This is a genomic window from Acinetobacter sp. I-MWF (assembly GCF_025433935.1).
Lineage (GTDB): Bacteria > Pseudomonadota > Gammaproteobacteria > Pseudomonadales > Moraxellaceae > Acinetobacter > Acinetobacter guillouiae.
The window spans coordinates 129,700-144,230 of the sequence record NZ_JAMBAR010000001.1 but is presented as its reverse complement, the minus strand read 5'-3'; the positions used below and the strand labels follow the sequence as shown (position 1 = coordinate 144,230).

Here is a 14,531-nt window from a genome sequence, read left to right as displayed (position 1 = left end):
GGGCTTTTTAAGATTTTCGATTCGCTTAGCGTCCAATCTTCTCTTTTAAGAATTGGCGTGCCAATTTAATTTTATCTTTCACTGGTTTTGGAACTTTTGGTGGAATCAGTTTAGCCACTTGGTTAAACCAGACCAACAAACTGAAATCGCCTTCCATTTTGATGCTGCCGTTTTGCATACCCGTCATAAAAGCCGTTGGATCGCCTTTTACCAAAGTTTTTACACCTTGCTCACTGTCAGCAAACTGTAAAACAAAATCAGCTTTTTGTTCAGCACCTGAAACTGTATCAATTTGACCATTGTTCACAATAATTTGGCGTGCCACGCCCAAGTCAGTACCAATCTGAATACGGAACTGACGGTCATGGGTCAATTCAATAAATTTTGGACTGGTACGAGCCAATTGTTTCATACGAAGTGCTAAACCCAATACAAGCAAATCCAGTGGATCTGTACTTGCATCAACGATTGGTAACTTCACAACTGGAATTGCAGAAAGTTTCATGACATTTAAGCCTGTTGTTTTTTAAATTAGATTCGAATTTGCTCATCCTAACATAACTTGTCATTGCGTAGACATGGCTTTCAGAGCAAAGTATAAACTGAAAAAAAGGTATACCATTATGATATACCTTGGAATGTCTAAATTGATTTTTTTCGTGTAATTAAAGTCACTATTGTTATCTTAGCGTTCATATTGACTGAAGTTTTCACTCAAAACTTATTCATCTTCATAGACTGGGGTATGTTCAATATATTGGCGATTTGCCAATGCTTTTTGTGCACGACTGTCTTCACGCAATAAAAGAGCAATCAATGCAGACATCGCCAACATAATCGCGGTTAAATAGCTATATGCGACCGAAATATCAAAGATGTTCTGTACACTATAACGCATTGCTTCCAAGGTGCCCCAGAAGATCATGCCTGCAAACATAAACCCTAACCAATGACGATAAGGGGAAAAGAAAACGGTAGCCAACGCTGCAGCAATTAGACCGAATCCAATCAATGTTGCAAATGTTGTTGATACCATAACAACCTCCGTCAAAATGATGCCTTATAAAAAAACCGTTTAAATAGGTGTTTCACAACAATTTCAAGCTTTATAATTTTTCTTAAATCACCTTATAGAAGCTTATGCTTTGCATTATGTATAGTTTTTAAGAGAAGGAAAGCGCTGTTTTCTGGTTAAACGACACACTTTGTCGCAACATTCATTTGTCATTACATTTTTTAAGAATCCTGTTTTTCTCACAAACTAATTACCATCAATCATGCAGTGTCATTACAAAAAAATACACACAGCTTTTAATCCCTGAAAAACTTTTTTTAAGTTCTAAAACGAATATTTTTATCAAGCTGTTTTATTGAGCGCGAATGGCAGCAAAGTGATTCATTTTCAAATAAAAAATAGCGACTTAAAGTCGCTATTTGTCATGATTCTGCAATATAACCCATGTCATTTAAGCACGGGACAAATCTTTATCATGCACGCCTAAAAGATAAAGCACACCATCTAGGCCTACACTTGAAATGGCTTGATTGGCATTTTGACGAACCACAGGTTTCGCACGGAATGCGACTCCGAGCCCTGCAATTGAAAGCATCGGCAAATCGTTTGCACCATCTCCAACCGCAATCGCTTGCTCAGGTGAAATCCCCATTTTCCCAGCCAACTCAGTTAACAAATACGCCTTGCGCGCTCCATCAACGATATGGCCTTTAACCTCACCTGTCACGACTCCATTTTCAACATCGAGGATATTGGCATGCACTTCATCAATGCCCAATTTTTCTTGTAGATATTCAGCAAAGTACTGAAAACCACCAGATAAAATCGCAGTTTTATAACCTAGTGATTTTAGTGTCGAGATTAACCGCTCGGCACCTTCTGTCACGGTTAGTCGTTCAGCAATTTGAGGCAATACTGTGGCATCAAGGCCTTTAAGTAAAGCAACGCGTGCACGGAAACTTTGTTGAAAATCCAACTCCCCTTGCATTGCACGTTCAGTAATTTCAGCGACTTTATCGCCCACCCCTGCTTCTTTAGCAAGTTCATCAATCACTTCTTGCTCAATCAAAGTCGAGTCCATGTCGAAGCAGACTAAGCGACGATTACGGCGATAGGCATTGTCTTCCTGCACCGCGACATCAATATTTAATTCAGCAGAAAGCCGTAAACATGCGGCTCGCATCGCCTGTGCATCCAGCATTTGCCCACTCAAACCGAATTGAACACATGAACGTTTCAGCCCATCTTGGTGTCCATTACGCTCGGGACGCCCCGACAAGCGCGTCACTGTTTCAATGTTAAAACCTTGACTTGAAACAATATTGGTTACCGCTTGCAGATGTTCGGCTGTGAGCTCTGGTGCTAAAGCGGTCACGATATAACGTGTGCGCCCACCTTCACTCACCCATTGGTCATATTCTGCGCCTGAAATCGGCTTAAAACGAACAGTTAAACCAATATCATGTGCTAAAATAAGGATGTCTTTCATGGCTAAAGCTGTTGCAGTTTGATCGTTTGACGACACTACAATACCTAAAGTCAATTGATTATGGATGACCGCCTGTCCTACATCTAATATTTGCAAAGAATGTACGGACAACACTTGCATTAATCGAGTAAACTGATTGGGTTGGTCAGGTCCTAAAAATGAAATAAGAATGATTTCTCGCATGAATTGACTCGGGTCTGAGCTACAACAATTGGAAGAATCATAATCGAAATCGAAATTTTTTGCTTTGGAAGTTTACGTTGAATGCGCCAAGACAAGGGCTATTTGCTAGCCTACTTATTGTAAGTTTTGCATTTCATACCTTTTTATTGGTAGTTGCAACAACACATCAGTTGAATGAAAACCGTGCCAGCCAAGGCCAACTCATGACCAGCCAATTGGTCACGGACAGCCTATCTGAACTCGAACCCGCAAATACGGTGTCATTGGCGCTGTTGGCAAATCGCTATGCGACCAATCCAAGTGTGGCTTCGATTCGAATACTGGATGCTAAAAAACAAGTACTGGCAACCAGTGGTATGGCAAAAACGCGTCAAGGTGAAGTTTTTGTTCGTGATGCATTACAGAACGAGAAAAAAGTCGGCACTATTGAAATTACCTTGATCAAGCCAAGTATTGGTGAAATTTTACGGACCCAATGGCTGGCTATTTTAGTGTCCTTATTGATTCATACCTTCTTATGGTTGGCCTACCGCGCCATCGCTCGCCCAACGCGCAGTGAATTTTTGGCTCGCATCAACAATGAAGCCCGTTTAAAACACGAGATTCAACAACTGACTGAAGCACTTGAAGCTGAGAAAGCCAACCGCACGATTGCGATTGCCCAAGCTCAACAACAAGCGCAAGCCAAAGCAAAACCTGAACCCAAAACGCCTGTAACCACAACACTGGAAAATGACCAAGAGATTTTGGCGCTGAATATTCAGTACTATGATCCAAAACAACTGATGAATACAGTCAACCAGTCGGTTTCACTGCCTTATTTTAATTTATGTCAGATTTTTCTGAATAAAAGTATTGAACTTTGCGCACAGCATTTCAAATTGAATGCAAAAGATTTCACCATTCATCAAGAATTTAATCAGAATGGTGCAATCCTGAGTATTGATGCTGAAAAACCCAATGCAGCACAATCTATATTAATGGTTGGTTCGGTATTTCAATTATTGTCGGAAGTTCTGTATAAACGTTACCGTGAAGACAAACGCTTTGTGTTACAGACACGTTGTGCGGTTACCACCTCAGTAGAAGCGATGCAACTTGATGCATCTCAAGCGGCTGAGCGCTTGGTGAATCATTTAATTGCCAAAGAAATGGCATTGTATTTAAGCAATGATCAACTCAAGCATATTGGTGATTGTTATCAATTGGTTGCCTTACCAAATCCAACCAATGTGTTGACCCGTCACTCATTTATGATCAATGGTATGAATAATGACTGTGCTGAACTTGCACAAAATATTCGTACTGAGATTTTAAAAGGTAAGAAAAATACACCGAATTCTGAAGCAATCTCAGAGAATTAAGTATTTACCATCTATTAACCCTCCTCTTTTTTAAAGTGCGAGGGTTTTTCTTTTATTACGCTCAATTTCCGATAAGTTAATCTTATTTTTTTCGAAATGAGTGTCTGATCTTTATACTAAATCACGATAAATCAATTTTCTTCTCTTTTCATTGCCCTACAAGCTTGTGTATAACTATCTATCTCAAAGGAAGATGATAAGCATAGGCAAAATACGTGAAAACACGTTAGACTATGCTCCGAATGTACTCAATGAAAATGTCATACGACAGAACAAAAAGGTGAAGGTTGATGCCGCTCAATACTGTTGAAGAGCTTGTAGCAGATATCCGTGCAGGTAAAATGGTTATCCTGATGGATGACGAAGATCGTGAAAATGAAGGCGATTTAGTCATTGCTGCAACACACGTACGCCCTGAAGACATCAACTTTATGATCACCCATGCTCGTGGTCTTGTATGCCTAACACTGAGTCGTGACCGCTGTAAGCAACTCGATCTACCATTAATGGTCGACCATAATGGTGCACAACACAGTACAAATTTCACGCTTTCTATTGAAGCTGCAAATGGTATTACCACTGGTATTTCTGCAGCAGAACGTGCCCATACCATTCAAACTGCAGTTGCAGCACATGCCAAACCTGCTGATATTGTACAACCTGGACATATCTTCCCATTGATGGCACAACCAGGTGGTGTATTACACCGTGCTGGACATACTGAAGCTGGCTGTGACTTATCTCGTTTAGCGGGCTTAGAGCCGGCATCTGTGATTTGTGAAATTATCAATGAAGATGGCACGATGGCACGTCGTCCAGATCTTGAAGTATTTGCTGAGAAACATGGCTTAAAAATTGGTACAATTGCTGATCTGATTCATTATCGTATGACCAATGAACAAACCGTAGAACGTTTGGATCAACAAAGTATAGATACTGAATACGGTACCTTTGATTTATACCGTTACCGTGAAATTGGTAATCCAGACATTCATTTGGCTTTAGTCAAAGGGGAACCAAAACAAGGAGTGACGACTGTCCGTGTACATGGTTTCAATCCTGTACGTGATTTATTGAAACTCAATAAAAAAGATGGTGAGCCTGCTTGGAACCTTGATAAAGCACTCAAAACGATTGCCGACAGTGATCGAGGGGTTTTGGTCTGGATTGGTCAACGTCATCTATCTGACTTAGGCCCTGCTTTGGCAGAACTTGGTAAGCCAAAACCAACAAAATCAAATGCTGCACTTTCACAGCAATACCAAACGATTGGTGTTGGTGCACAAATTTTACGTGATCTCGGTGTTGAAAAGATGAAACTTCTTAGCTCACCATTACGTTTCAATGCATTATCAGGCTTTAATTTAGAAGTGGTGGAATACATCACTGCTGACCAAAAAACTGGTCAATAATTTTTAATCAGACTGCATTTATTGCTCAATTAGGTTTTTAGTCGGGAAATAAAAGCAGTCGGTACAACCACTTATCTGTTAAATTATCGAGGTTGCCATGGCGATTCGCCGAATTGAAGGTTTATTACATCTCGCGAGCGAAGACCGTTACGCGATTTTAGTTGGTCGTTTTAACAGCTTTGTTGTTGAACATTTATTAGAAGGTGCAATTGATACATTGCATCGTCATGGTGTAAGCGACGATAATATCACTGTCGTTCATGCACCGGGCGCATGGGAACTTCCAGTTGTGGCTAAAAAATTAGCAGCTTCTGGTAAATTCGATGCAGTGATCGCACTTGGCGCAGTGATTCGTGGTAGTACGCCACATTTCGACTTCGTTGCAGGTGAATGTGCCAAAGGTTTAGGTGTAGTTGGTTTAGATACTGGCCTACCTGTGATCAATGGTGTATTGACTACGGACAGTATTGAACAGGCGATTGAACGCTCTGGTACAAAAGCAGGTAATAAAGGTGGTGAAGCTGCCCTTACTGCTATTGAAATGGTTAACCTGTTAAAGGCAATTTAAAGCATGTCGCAAACACTCCAAGCTACTTATGCAGCAAAACGTAAAGCACGTCGCTTTGCTGTACAAGGGATTTATGAATGGCAAATGAGCCACAACCCAGTGCATGAAATTGAAGCACGTACCCGTGTTGAAAACGCAATGCATAAAGTGGATCTCGGCTATTATCATGAGTTGCTCACAGCCGTGATCGCAAACCATGAAGCATTGGATGCTTTACTTGTTCCTGTTCTGGATCGTGAACTAAGTGCATTAGACGGTGTAGAACTTGCTACATTACGTTTAGGTGCATACGAACTCAAAGACCATCTTGAAGTCCCTTATCGAGTTGTGCTCGATGAAGCCATTGAGCTGGCAAAACACTTTGGTGGTGCTGACAGTCATAAATACATCAATGGTGTATTAGATCGTTTAGCAACAAGCCTGCGTGAAGCAGAAAAGCAACAAAGCAAATAAGTTGTTTTTACATGGCTGAGTTTTCAATTATTGAGACCTATTTCAATCGTCAGCAGCAAACTGATGTTGATTTAGGCGTCGGTGACGACTCAGCTCTGCTCTCCTCACCTTTGAATCATCAATTGGTGATTTGCACAGATACCCTTGTCGCTGGTCGACATTTTCCCTTAGAAACCTCTCCACATGCCATTGGCTGGAAATCTGTTGCTGTCAATCTTTCAGATATTGCTGCAATGGGTGCAAAACCCCACAGTATTTTACTCGCATTGAGCCTATCCCAAATTGATCATGACTGGCTAAAACAATTTAGTCAGGGTTTATATGATTGTTGCGATCAATTTGGCGTACGTTTAATTGGTGGTGATACCACGCAAAGCCCACATCTCACTATTACCGTCACTGCACTCGGCTGGATTGAAACAGGCAAAGCCGTTACCCGTTCTGGTGCACAAGTCGATGATTTAATTGTAGTCAGTGGCTCGATTGGTGATGCCGCTTTTGGGCTAAAACATTTAGGACATCCCCTACAACAACGTTTAGATTACCCAACACCGCGCTGTGAACTAGGCGTGATGTTAAAAGACTTGGCGTCCAGTATGATTGATGTTTCAGATGGGCTTGCTCAAGATCTCGGGCATATCTTAAACGCCTCTGGTGTCGGTGCAAAAATAAATTTAAATCAACTCCCGATTCAGTCAGCTTTAAGGCAACTCAGCGACAATGAGCAATGGAAATATGCTTTAGCAGGCGGAGATGATTATGAGTTATGCTTTACAATAACTATGCAAAATTATGCTAAACTTTTGCAATTAAAACCAAATGTAACCACTACAATCATCGGCCAAGTTACACAAAAATCTGGGATTGTATTTGAGAAAGATGGCTTAGACCATCCACTTCAACTTCAAGGGTACCAACACTTTGCATAAACCTCCGATTGTCTTTATAAATATGACATGGGCTGAACGCTTTATTGTGTTCTGCGGTGTGGGCTTTGGTTCAGGCTTAGCGCCTAAAGCACCAGGTACATTTGGCTCAGCATTTGCGCTTTTGTTTATTCCGATTTGGCTTGCAATTGGTTTTTATGGCTCCATATTGGCCATCATAATCATGTCATTGGTCGGTATTTGGATTTGTGGGAAAACCGCAGAGATTATCCATGTACATGATGATGGGCGTATTGTTTGGGATGAATTTGCTGGGCAATCAATCACCTTCCTGCCTTTGATTTATTTAGGGCAAATGAATTGGATTTGGGCACTGGTTGGATTTGCACTGTTCCGTTTATTTGATGTCTGGAAACCATGGCCTATTCGTGTCATTGACCAAAAAGTTGATGGTGGCTTTGGGATCATGCTTGACGATATTATTGCAGGCCTCTGGGCAGCAATATGTATCGTGATTTATTTATATTTTAAAATGGCTTAAGCCAGATCTGTTAGGTGTGATATGTCTACAACTGTGATCATTCTTGCTGCAGGTAAAGGAACACGTATGCGTTCTAGTTTACCCAAGGTACTCCAACCGTTAGCAGGACGCCCACTACTCGGTCATGTGATTGAAACAGCAAAACAATTACAAGCAAAAAATATCATTACAATCTTTGGTCACGGCGGTGATCTGGTTCAAAATGCATTTGCGCATGAAAATATTCAATGGGTAGAGCAAACTGAACAACTCGGTACGGGTCATGCCGTTAAAGTGACTTTACCTGTTTTACCCCAAGACGGCATTTCTTTGATCCTTTCTGGTGATGTGCCTTGCGTACAACAAAGTACCCTACAACATTTGCTTGATGTATCCAGTCAAACAGGCATCGGTTTAGTCACATTAACGCTTGAAGATTCTACAGGCTACGGTCGTATCGTACGTAAGGATGGAAAAATCCAAGCGATTGTTGAACATAAAGACGCTTCTGATGAACAACGTCAAATTAAAGAAATCAACACAGGTATTTACTGTGTCAGCAATGCCAAATTACATGAATGGTTACCGAAACTCAGCAATGACAATGCTCAAGGCGAGTACTACCTGACTGATATCGTGGCAATGGCTTTAGCTGATGGTATGGAAATCGCATCCATTCAACCAGAATTGGCTTTTGAAGTAGAAGGCGTAAATGATCGTATTCAACTTGCAGCATTAGAGCGTGAATTTCAAAATTATCAAGCCAAAACACTGATGCAGCAAGGCGTGCATTTGATTGACCCTTCACGTTTTGATTTACGTGGTCAACTCACGGCGGGTACTGATGTTCGTATTGATATTAATGTGATTATTGAAGGTCAATGTACTTTCGGAAATGGCGTTGAAATTGGTGCAGGATGTATTATCAAAAACACCCAAATTGCGGCAGGAACCAAAGTTCAACCATATAGTGTTTTTGAAGATGCGCTAATTGGTGCAGATGTACACATTGGTCCTTTTGCACGACTACGTCCAGGCGCAAAATTGGCAGATGAAGTTCATATCGGTAACTTTGTTGAAGTGAAAAACTCTTCTGTTGGTCTAGGTTCAAAAGCCAATCATTTCACCTATTTAGGCGATGCAGAAATTGGTGCGGGTTCAAATATCGGTGCAGGTACAATTACCTGTAATTATGATGGTGCCAATAAACACAAAACCATCATTGGTGATAATGCCTTTATTGGAACCAACAACTCACTGGTTGCACCGATTAAAATTGGTCATGGCGCAACCACAGGTGCGGGTTCAGTGATTACCCATGATGTAGCAGACAACAGTCTTGCATTTGAACGTGCAAAACAAATTTCGAAAGAAAATTATCAACGTCCCCAAAAGGTCAAGAAATAAGAGGATATTATTATGTGCGGTATTGTTGGTGGCGTTGCTGAACGAAGCATTACAAATATTTTAATTGAAGGCCTAAAACGTCTTGAATATCGTGGTTATGACTCGGCGGGTGTTGCACTGGTTGATCAGGGGCAAATCTTACGTGAACGTCGTGTTGGTAAAGTTGCAAATTTAGAAGGCGCGGTTGCAGAGTCGAATATTTTAGGTTCTGTGGGTATTGCACACACACGTTGGGCAACCCATGGTAAGCCAACTGAAAATAATGCCCATCCGCATATTTCTGGCCATGTTGCAGTGGTACATAACGGTATTATTGAAAACTACCAAGAGCTTAAAGATGATCTTGAAGCTTTGGGTTATGTGTTTACATCACAAACTGATACTGAAGTTGTTGCTCACTTAATTACTGAAGCACTGAAATCATCACCAAACCTATTAAAAGCCGTTGAAGAAATCGTACCTCAACTGAAAGGCGCTTATGCACTGGGGATTGTACATACCGATTACCCAGATGAATTAATTGCTGTTCGTGAAGGCTCACCTTTAGTCATTGGTGTCGGTATTGGTGAGAACTTTATTAGTTCAGACCAATTGGCACTATTACCTGTGACCAACCGTTTTATCTATCTTGAAGAAGGTGATATTGCGCGTTTAACTCGTGAAACGATTGAGGTTTTTGTTAATGATCAATTGGTTGATCGTCCAGTGAAAGAGCTGGATGCAACCGTGAGTAATGCCTCTAAAGGTGAGTATAAACACTACATGCTCAAAGAAATTTTTGAGCAACCTGAAGCAATTCAACAAACGATCTCTCAAGCTTTGAATGGCAATACACTACGAGAAGATTTCTTACAAAATGCAAACATAGATTTTAAAAATGTTCAGCAAATTCAGGTGCTTGCTTGTGGTACCAGCTACCATGCTGGAATGATTGCAAAATATTGGTTTGAACAACTAATTGATTTACCTTGCCAAGTTGAAATTGCCAGCGAGTTTCGTTATCGCTCGCCTGTGATTGTAGATAACACCTTGTATGTCTGTATTTCCCAATCAGGTGAAACTGCAGATACCTTGGCTGCATTACGTGATACACAAAAGCGTGCTAAAGCAAAAGGCTTAAATATCTACACCATGACGATTTGTAATGTCGCGACCTCGTCTATGGTTCGTGAAACAAATCATCATTTATTAACCTTGGCTGGTCCTGAAATTGGGGTTGCATCAACCAAAGCGTTTACCACGCAACTTGCGGCTTTAATGTTATTGACCCTTAAACTTGGTCAGGTTAAGCAAACCATTTCAGCTGAACGTCTTGATGAAATCGCTTCTGCGCTGTGGCATATCCCTAAAGTCATTTTGGATACCTTACAAAATGATGCAGAAATTTTACGCTTGTCTGTTCTTTTCAAGGAGAAACAGCATTGCTTATTCTTGGGTCGCGGTACAGAATTCCCAATTGCGCTTGAAGGTGCATTAAAACTTAAAGAAATTTCATATATTCATGCCGAAGGTTATGCTGCGGGTGAATTGAAACATGGCCCACTGGCTTTGGTCGACAATGATATGCCTGTGGTGATTCTTGCACCGAATGATGACATGCTGGATAAACTTAAATCCAATATGGAAGAAGTCCAAGCACGTGGTGGTGAACTGTTTGTTTTTGCTGATGAAAATAGCGGTATCGTGGCTAAAGATCGTCAACATGTTGTCTATGTTCCAACGGTCAATACTTGGTTAGCACCGATAGCTTACAGTATCCCAGTACAGTTACTGTCTTATCATGTTGCGGTATTACGTGGTACTGACGTAGACCAACCTCGTAATTTAGCAAAATCAGTTACGGTTGAATAATCAATCAGTTACTTATTGTAGTGTATGAATAAATTAAGTTTCATACACATATCAATAGCTCAAGCAATCCACACAAACCATGCGCTAAAATTGCATGAATGTGTGGATTTTTTATGCCTAATTTTTATAGAAACATCAATTTAAAATAACCTCAACCAGAACAATCCTTCTAAATTTGAACCAACAAAATCCTTTAGCGAAAAATAGCCTCCTTTTTACTTCGCATTAAAGTAAAGAAACTCGAAAGTGAATCAGTTCGTTTTAAAAACTTTATTTCTATTCTGTTTTATTCAACCTAAGTGCCTTATGACATCAGATTTTTGAAATTTTGATTCACAATGCAATAAAAAATTAACATGAAGTTATTTGACAAAACAAACATATGAACATATATTCATATGTAAATAATCCAATTCAGAGGTCCTTATGGGACACAATCATAATCATCCCCATAATAGCCATAGTGATCACAACCACGCACATGTACCTGAAGCAACTACAGGAAATGAAAGAAAAATTCTGATTTCTTTCTTCATTATTTTCAGTTTTATGCTTGTTGAAGCTGCTGGGGGAATCATATCTGGTTCACTGGCACTGTTAGCTGATGCAGGTCATATGATGACGGATGCACTTGCATTAGGACTAGCATATGCAGCGTTTCGCTTTGGCCGTCGTACTGCGGATAAATCACGTACTTTCGGCTATATGCGCTTTGAAGTAATTGCAGGCCTGATCAATTCTCTAACCCTGTTTGGGATTGTTGGATGGATCGTCTATGAAGCGATTGTACGCTTTCAATCACCTCAACCCGTACTTGCAGGACCGATGTTTATTGTCGCAATTGTTGGTATGTTGGTGAATATCTTTGTTTTATGGTATCTCACACGAGATGATACGGATCATGTAAATATCAAAGGTGCAATTCTGCACGTGATGGGTGACTTATTGGGTTCTGTTGCTGCAATTATCGCTGCAATCGTCATCTGGTACTCTGGCTGGACACCGATTGATCCGATTTTGTCTGTGCTTGTATCATTACTTGTATTGCGCAGTGCATGGTCTTTGTTTAAACAAACCATTCATATTTTATTAGAAGGTGCGCCAGCCAATGCGAATACAACAGATATCACCACTCACTTATTAAAATCCGTTCAAGGCATTCAGAAAATTAGCCATATTCATGTATGGATGATTACTTCAGGAAGAGCAATGGCAACATTACATGTCCAACCTGAAGCAGGTGTTGATATTAAGACACTCACCGAACAAATTGAACATGAATTAAAAACCAAATTTGATATTGAACATCCAACTGTCGCGATTGATTGGCAAGGTGATAGCAGCTGTAGCCTTGAAAAACCGACAAAAATTGATCCTCATGCTGGACATAGTCATTAAGATCAATATGGATCAAGCACAAATTGCCACAAGGTCATTGATTGTTGCCTTGTGGCATCCACATTTTGAAATTCACTTTGCTTTTTAATTCGATTTGAAAAATAGAAAATTTAACCACACTGCTCTTCTGCAATATGTTTTGCCATATCAGACAAAACATGGCTGACATGCGTATCAGCGATTTCATATAAGACTTGTTTGGCCTGACGCTCACTTTTAACCAAACGTGCTGAGCGTAATAAACGTAAATGATGACTAACCAAAGATTGCGATAAATCGAGTGCTTCACAGATATCGCCAACTGGACTAGGTCCACGCATACAGAACATAAGAATTCTGAGACGTGAGGCATCTCCTAAAAGCCGAAAAGTTTCAGCCAGAATGATAATCTCGTCTTGCGATATTTCTGTTGAGCCGTCTTTAAAAGTCATATATTAATCACAATCGTTGTTCATAATTTTTCATCATAAAAGATTCTACTCTTGTGCTTCTCATAAGGACAAGACTTAATCGCGACAAAGTATTTTTCTGGAGGTGCGGTTTTATCAAGCTTGAATAAAAAACCAATTCTTTATAAAGATTGGTTAAGTTGTAACTTCAGCTTCTTTCCACAAGCAATAATGGTTTTTCGATCGGCATCAATTGCGCCATAAGCAATCGCCATCACACGCATTTGCAGGGTAATATCATAATGCGGATAAGATGCTGAGCGATGAAATAAACGGGCATCGATTTCCAGCATTTGCGCAAAGTGATGTAATTCCTCCAGTGTATCTGCCATCAAATGACACCATTCTTGGCCTTTAAACGGAACTTTTGCGCGATCGACATACACACTCATAACAAGATTCATTTTCCCTATTTCAGATTGATTATCCCATGAAATTCATCCATGATTGAATACAAATTCAAGGTATAGCAAAGCGTCATTTGATGACAAAATATAATGAAAATTTATCCAGCAACACTAATCCATCTCAAGCAACTCAATCAGCTTGCCTGTACCACATATCGCCAACATTTTGCTGATCTTTGGTCAGAACAAGGCCTACAAAATTTTCTCAATCAAAATTTTAGTTTAGAAAATTTGTCCGAATCTCTGCAAGATCCTGATCAAGTTTGGCTATTGCTTGAAAATGAACAAGCGCAAATTATTGGATATGCCAAGTTAAATCTCAACCAATATGAACCACATTTAGATATTATGGGTGCAGAATTACAGAAAATTTACTTACTTAAAGAGGCAGTTGGGAAAAATTTTGCATCTGCGCTTATGCAAAATGCGATTGATATTGCACGTGAACATCAACAAGCTTCTGTATTTTTAGAAGTATTAACAACCAATACCCGTGCAAAAAAATTCTATCAAAATTTTGCTTTTACAGAGAAATTAAGCATCGACTTTAAAACAGATTTATATGATATTGGTATGGATTTAATGCAACTCGAATTAACCTCAAGATAATGAAAAAATATCTGATTAGTGCATGTCTTGTAGGTGAAAATGTTCGCTACGATGCCAAGAACTGCCTACAACACAAGCTTAAACAACTGCTAGACACTCAACAAGCCGTGGTGATTTGCCCTGAAGTTTCAGGTGGCTTAAGCACACCTCGACAGCCTGCTGAAATCGTAGGTGGTGATGGTTATCAGGTTTTAAAAGGACAAGCCAAAGTAAAAGATGCCAATGGTGATAATGTTTCAGCTGAATTTATTTTGGGTGCAGAAAAAACCCTAAAACTCGCCCAATACCATCAAGTTACACATATTATTTTAAAAGCCAACAGTCCTTCTTGTGGTTCACAGATGATTTATGATGGATCATTTTCAGGGCATAAAATATCAGGCAAAGGGGTTACAGCAGCCCTACTTGAACAACATGGCTTTAGCGTACTCACTGAAGATGAGTTTTTAAAACAGTTAGCGCATGAATAAGCACTATAAATAAAAAGAGAGCCAAGGCTCTCTAAATGAAACGTAAATT

16 protein-coding genes are annotated in these 14,531 nt (G+C 40.0%); 11 read left to right on the top strand and 5 right to left on the bottom strand.

All coding sequences use genetic code 11. The features are described 5' to 3' along the window. Nucleotides 1-25 precede the first annotated feature (25 nt). From M2R48_RS00665 to serB, 3 genes are all read right to left on the bottom strand, one after another. A complete protein-coding gene (locus tag M2R48_RS00665) occupies nucleotides 26-505 on the bottom strand; it encodes an SCP2 sterol-binding domain-containing protein (protein ID WP_004718739.1) in 480 nt (159 codons plus the stop codon). A 216-nt stretch (nucleotides 506-721) separates the two neighbouring features. After that, nucleotides 722-1,036, bottom strand: a complete 315-nt coding sequence (aciT, locus tag M2R48_RS00660; RefSeq protein ID WP_004818318.1) for a ciprofloxacin tolerance protein AciT — start codon at nucleotides 1,034-1,036, stop codon at nucleotides 722-724. 430 nt (nucleotides 1,037-1,466) lie between these two features. Then, a complete protein-coding gene (gene serB / locus M2R48_RS00655) occupies nucleotides 1,467-2,687 on the bottom strand; it encodes a phosphoserine phosphatase SerB (RefSeq protein WP_004718743.1) in 1,221 nt (406 codons plus the stop codon). Between the two features lie 77 nt (nucleotides 2,688-2,764). Between serB and M2R48_RS00650 the strand changes: the two genes are divergently transcribed. From M2R48_RS00650 to M2R48_RS00610, 9 genes are all read left to right on the top strand, one after another. Then, nucleotides 2,765-4,051 (top strand): hypothetical protein, encoded by a 1,287-nt coding sequence (locus M2R48_RS00650; protein ID WP_096732514.1) that lies wholly within the window; start codon nucleotides 2,765-2,767, stop codon nucleotides 4,049-4,051. Nucleotides 4,052-4,341: 290 nt separating this feature from the next. Continuing rightward, the gene (ribBA, locus tag M2R48_RS00645) at nucleotides 4,342-5,463 is read left to right on the top strand and encodes a bifunctional 3,4-dihydroxy-2-butanone-4-phosphate synthase/GTP cyclohydrolase II (RefSeq protein WP_004818315.1); all 1,122 of its coding nucleotides are present in this window, start codon (nucleotides 4,342-4,344) and stop codon (nucleotides 5,461-5,463) included. Between the two features lie 97 nt (nucleotides 5,464-5,560). Beyond that, the gene (gene ribE, locus M2R48_RS00640; protein WP_004718750.1) at nucleotides 5,561-6,031 is read left to right on the top strand and encodes a 6,7-dimethyl-8-ribityllumazine synthase; all 471 of its coding nucleotides are present in this window, start codon (nucleotides 5,561-5,563) and stop codon (nucleotides 6,029-6,031) included. Nucleotides 6,032-6,034: 3 nt separating this feature from the next. Beyond that, complete coding sequence (gene nusB, locus M2R48_RS00635; RefSeq protein ID WP_004718751.1) at nucleotides 6,035-6,484, top strand: transcription antitermination factor NusB; 450 nt, start codon at nucleotides 6,035-6,037, stop codon at nucleotides 6,482-6,484. Between the two features lie 11 nt (nucleotides 6,485-6,495). Beyond that, nucleotides 6,496-7,413, top strand: a complete 918-nt coding sequence (thiL, locus tag M2R48_RS00630) for a thiamine-phosphate kinase (RefSeq protein ID WP_262084789.1) — start codon at nucleotides 6,496-6,498, stop codon at nucleotides 7,411-7,413. A gap of 22 nt (nucleotides 7,414-7,435) precedes the next feature. Then, nucleotides 7,436-7,912 (top strand): phosphatidylglycerophosphatase A, encoded by a 477-nt coding sequence (locus M2R48_RS00625; protein WP_016539097.1) that lies wholly within the window; start codon nucleotides 7,436-7,438, stop codon nucleotides 7,910-7,912. A 21-nt stretch (nucleotides 7,913-7,933) separates the two neighbouring features. Next, nucleotides 7,934-9,298, top strand: coding sequence for a bifunctional UDP-N-acetylglucosamine diphosphorylase/glucosamine-1-phosphate N-acetyltransferase GlmU (glmU, locus tag M2R48_RS00620; protein WP_262084788.1), 1,365 nt, complete (start codon nucleotides 7,934-7,936; stop codon nucleotides 9,296-9,298). Between the two features lie 12 nt (nucleotides 9,299-9,310). Beyond that, on the top strand, nucleotides 9,311-11,149 hold the full coding sequence (gene glmS / locus M2R48_RS00615) for a glutamine--fructose-6-phosphate transaminase (isomerizing) (RefSeq protein ID WP_004818310.1): 1,839 nt from the start codon (nucleotides 9,311-9,313) through the stop codon (nucleotides 11,147-11,149). 426 nt (nucleotides 11,150-11,575) lie between these two features. After that, entirely contained in the window at nucleotides 11,576-12,547 is a 972-nt protein-coding gene (locus M2R48_RS00610) for a cation diffusion facilitator family transporter (protein WP_004718779.1), read from the top strand. Nucleotides 12,548-12,657: 110 nt separating this feature from the next. Here M2R48_RS00610 and M2R48_RS00605 read toward each other — a convergent pair whose 3' ends face one another. Both M2R48_RS00605 and M2R48_RS00600 read right to left on the bottom strand, forming a co-directional pair. Then, nucleotides 12,658-12,978, bottom strand: a complete 321-nt coding sequence (locus M2R48_RS00605) for an ArsR/SmtB family transcription factor (protein ID WP_166782917.1) — start codon at nucleotides 12,976-12,978, stop codon at nucleotides 12,658-12,660. Nucleotides 12,979-13,118: 140 nt separating this feature from the next. Next, complete coding sequence (locus M2R48_RS00600; protein WP_004718783.1) at nucleotides 13,119-13,388, bottom strand: DUF4031 domain-containing protein; 270 nt, start codon at nucleotides 13,386-13,388, stop codon at nucleotides 13,119-13,121. A gap of 105 nt (nucleotides 13,389-13,493) precedes the next feature. On the opposite strand from M2R48_RS00600, the gene M2R48_RS00595 reads away from it, so the two are divergent. Then, nucleotides 13,494-14,012 carry a GNAT family N-acetyltransferase gene (locus M2R48_RS00595; protein WP_262084787.1) on the top strand — a complete coding sequence of 173 codons (519 nt, stop codon included), beginning with the start codon at nucleotides 13,494-13,496 and terminating at the stop codon, nucleotides 14,010-14,012. Further along, nucleotides 14,012-14,482, top strand: a complete 471-nt coding sequence (locus M2R48_RS00590) for a DUF523 domain-containing protein (RefSeq protein WP_262084786.1) — start codon at nucleotides 14,012-14,014, stop codon at nucleotides 14,480-14,482. The genes M2R48_RS00595 and M2R48_RS00590 overlap by 1 nt, the downstream gene beginning before the upstream one ends. Nucleotides 14,483-14,531 lie beyond the last annotated feature (49 nt).

Bases quoted from the DNA above. Each gene is read 5' to 3' on its own strand.
- glmU (WP_262084788.1), top strand. From the start codon at position 7,934: ATGTCTACAACTGTGATCATTCTTGCTGCAGGTAAAGGAACACGTATG.
- ribE (WP_004718750.1), top strand. From the start codon at position 5,561: ATGGCGATTCGCCGAATTGAAGGTTTATTACATCTCGCGAGCGAAGAC.
- serB (WP_004718743.1), bottom strand. From the start codon at position 2,687: ATGCGAGAAATCATTCTTATTTCATTTTTAGGACCTGACCAACCCAAT.
- M2R48_RS00595 (WP_262084787.1), top strand. From the start codon at position 13,494: ATGAAAATTTATCCAGCAACACTAATCCATCTCAAGCAACTCAATCAG.
- thiL (WP_262084789.1), top strand. From the start codon at position 6,496: ATGGCTGAGTTTTCAATTATTGAGACCTATTTCAATCGTCAGCAGCAA.
- M2R48_RS00665 (WP_004718739.1), bottom strand. From the start codon at position 505: ATGAAACTTTCTGCAATTCCAGTTGTGAAGTTACCAATCGTTGATGCA.
- M2R48_RS00625 (WP_016539097.1), top strand. From the start codon at position 7,436: ATGACATGGGCTGAACGCTTTATTGTGTTCTGCGGTGTGGGCTTTGGT.
- M2R48_RS00610 (WP_004718779.1), top strand. From the start codon at position 11,576: ATGGGACACAATCATAATCATCCCCATAATAGCCATAGTGATCACAAC.
- M2R48_RS00590 (WP_262084786.1), top strand. From the start codon at position 14,012: ATGAAAAAATATCTGATTAGTGCATGTCTTGTAGGTGAAAATGTTCGC.
- M2R48_RS00605 (WP_166782917.1), bottom strand. From the start codon at position 12,978: ATGACTTTTAAAGACGGCTCAACAGAAATATCGCAAGACGAGATTATC.
- aciT (WP_004818318.1), bottom strand. From the start codon at position 1,036: ATGGTATCAACAACATTTGCAACATTGATTGGATTCGGTCTAATTGCT.
- nusB (WP_004718751.1), top strand. From the start codon at position 6,035: ATGTCGCAAACACTCCAAGCTACTTATGCAGCAAAACGTAAAGCACGT.
- ribBA (WP_004818315.1), top strand. From the start codon at position 4,342: ATGCCGCTCAATACTGTTGAAGAGCTTGTAGCAGATATCCGTGCAGGT.
- glmS (WP_004818310.1), top strand. From the start codon at position 9,311: ATGTGCGGTATTGTTGGTGGCGTTGCTGAACGAAGCATTACAAATATT.
- M2R48_RS00600 (WP_004718783.1), bottom strand. From the start codon at position 13,388: ATGAGTGTGTATGTCGATCGCGCAAAAGTTCCGTTTAAAGGCCAAGAA.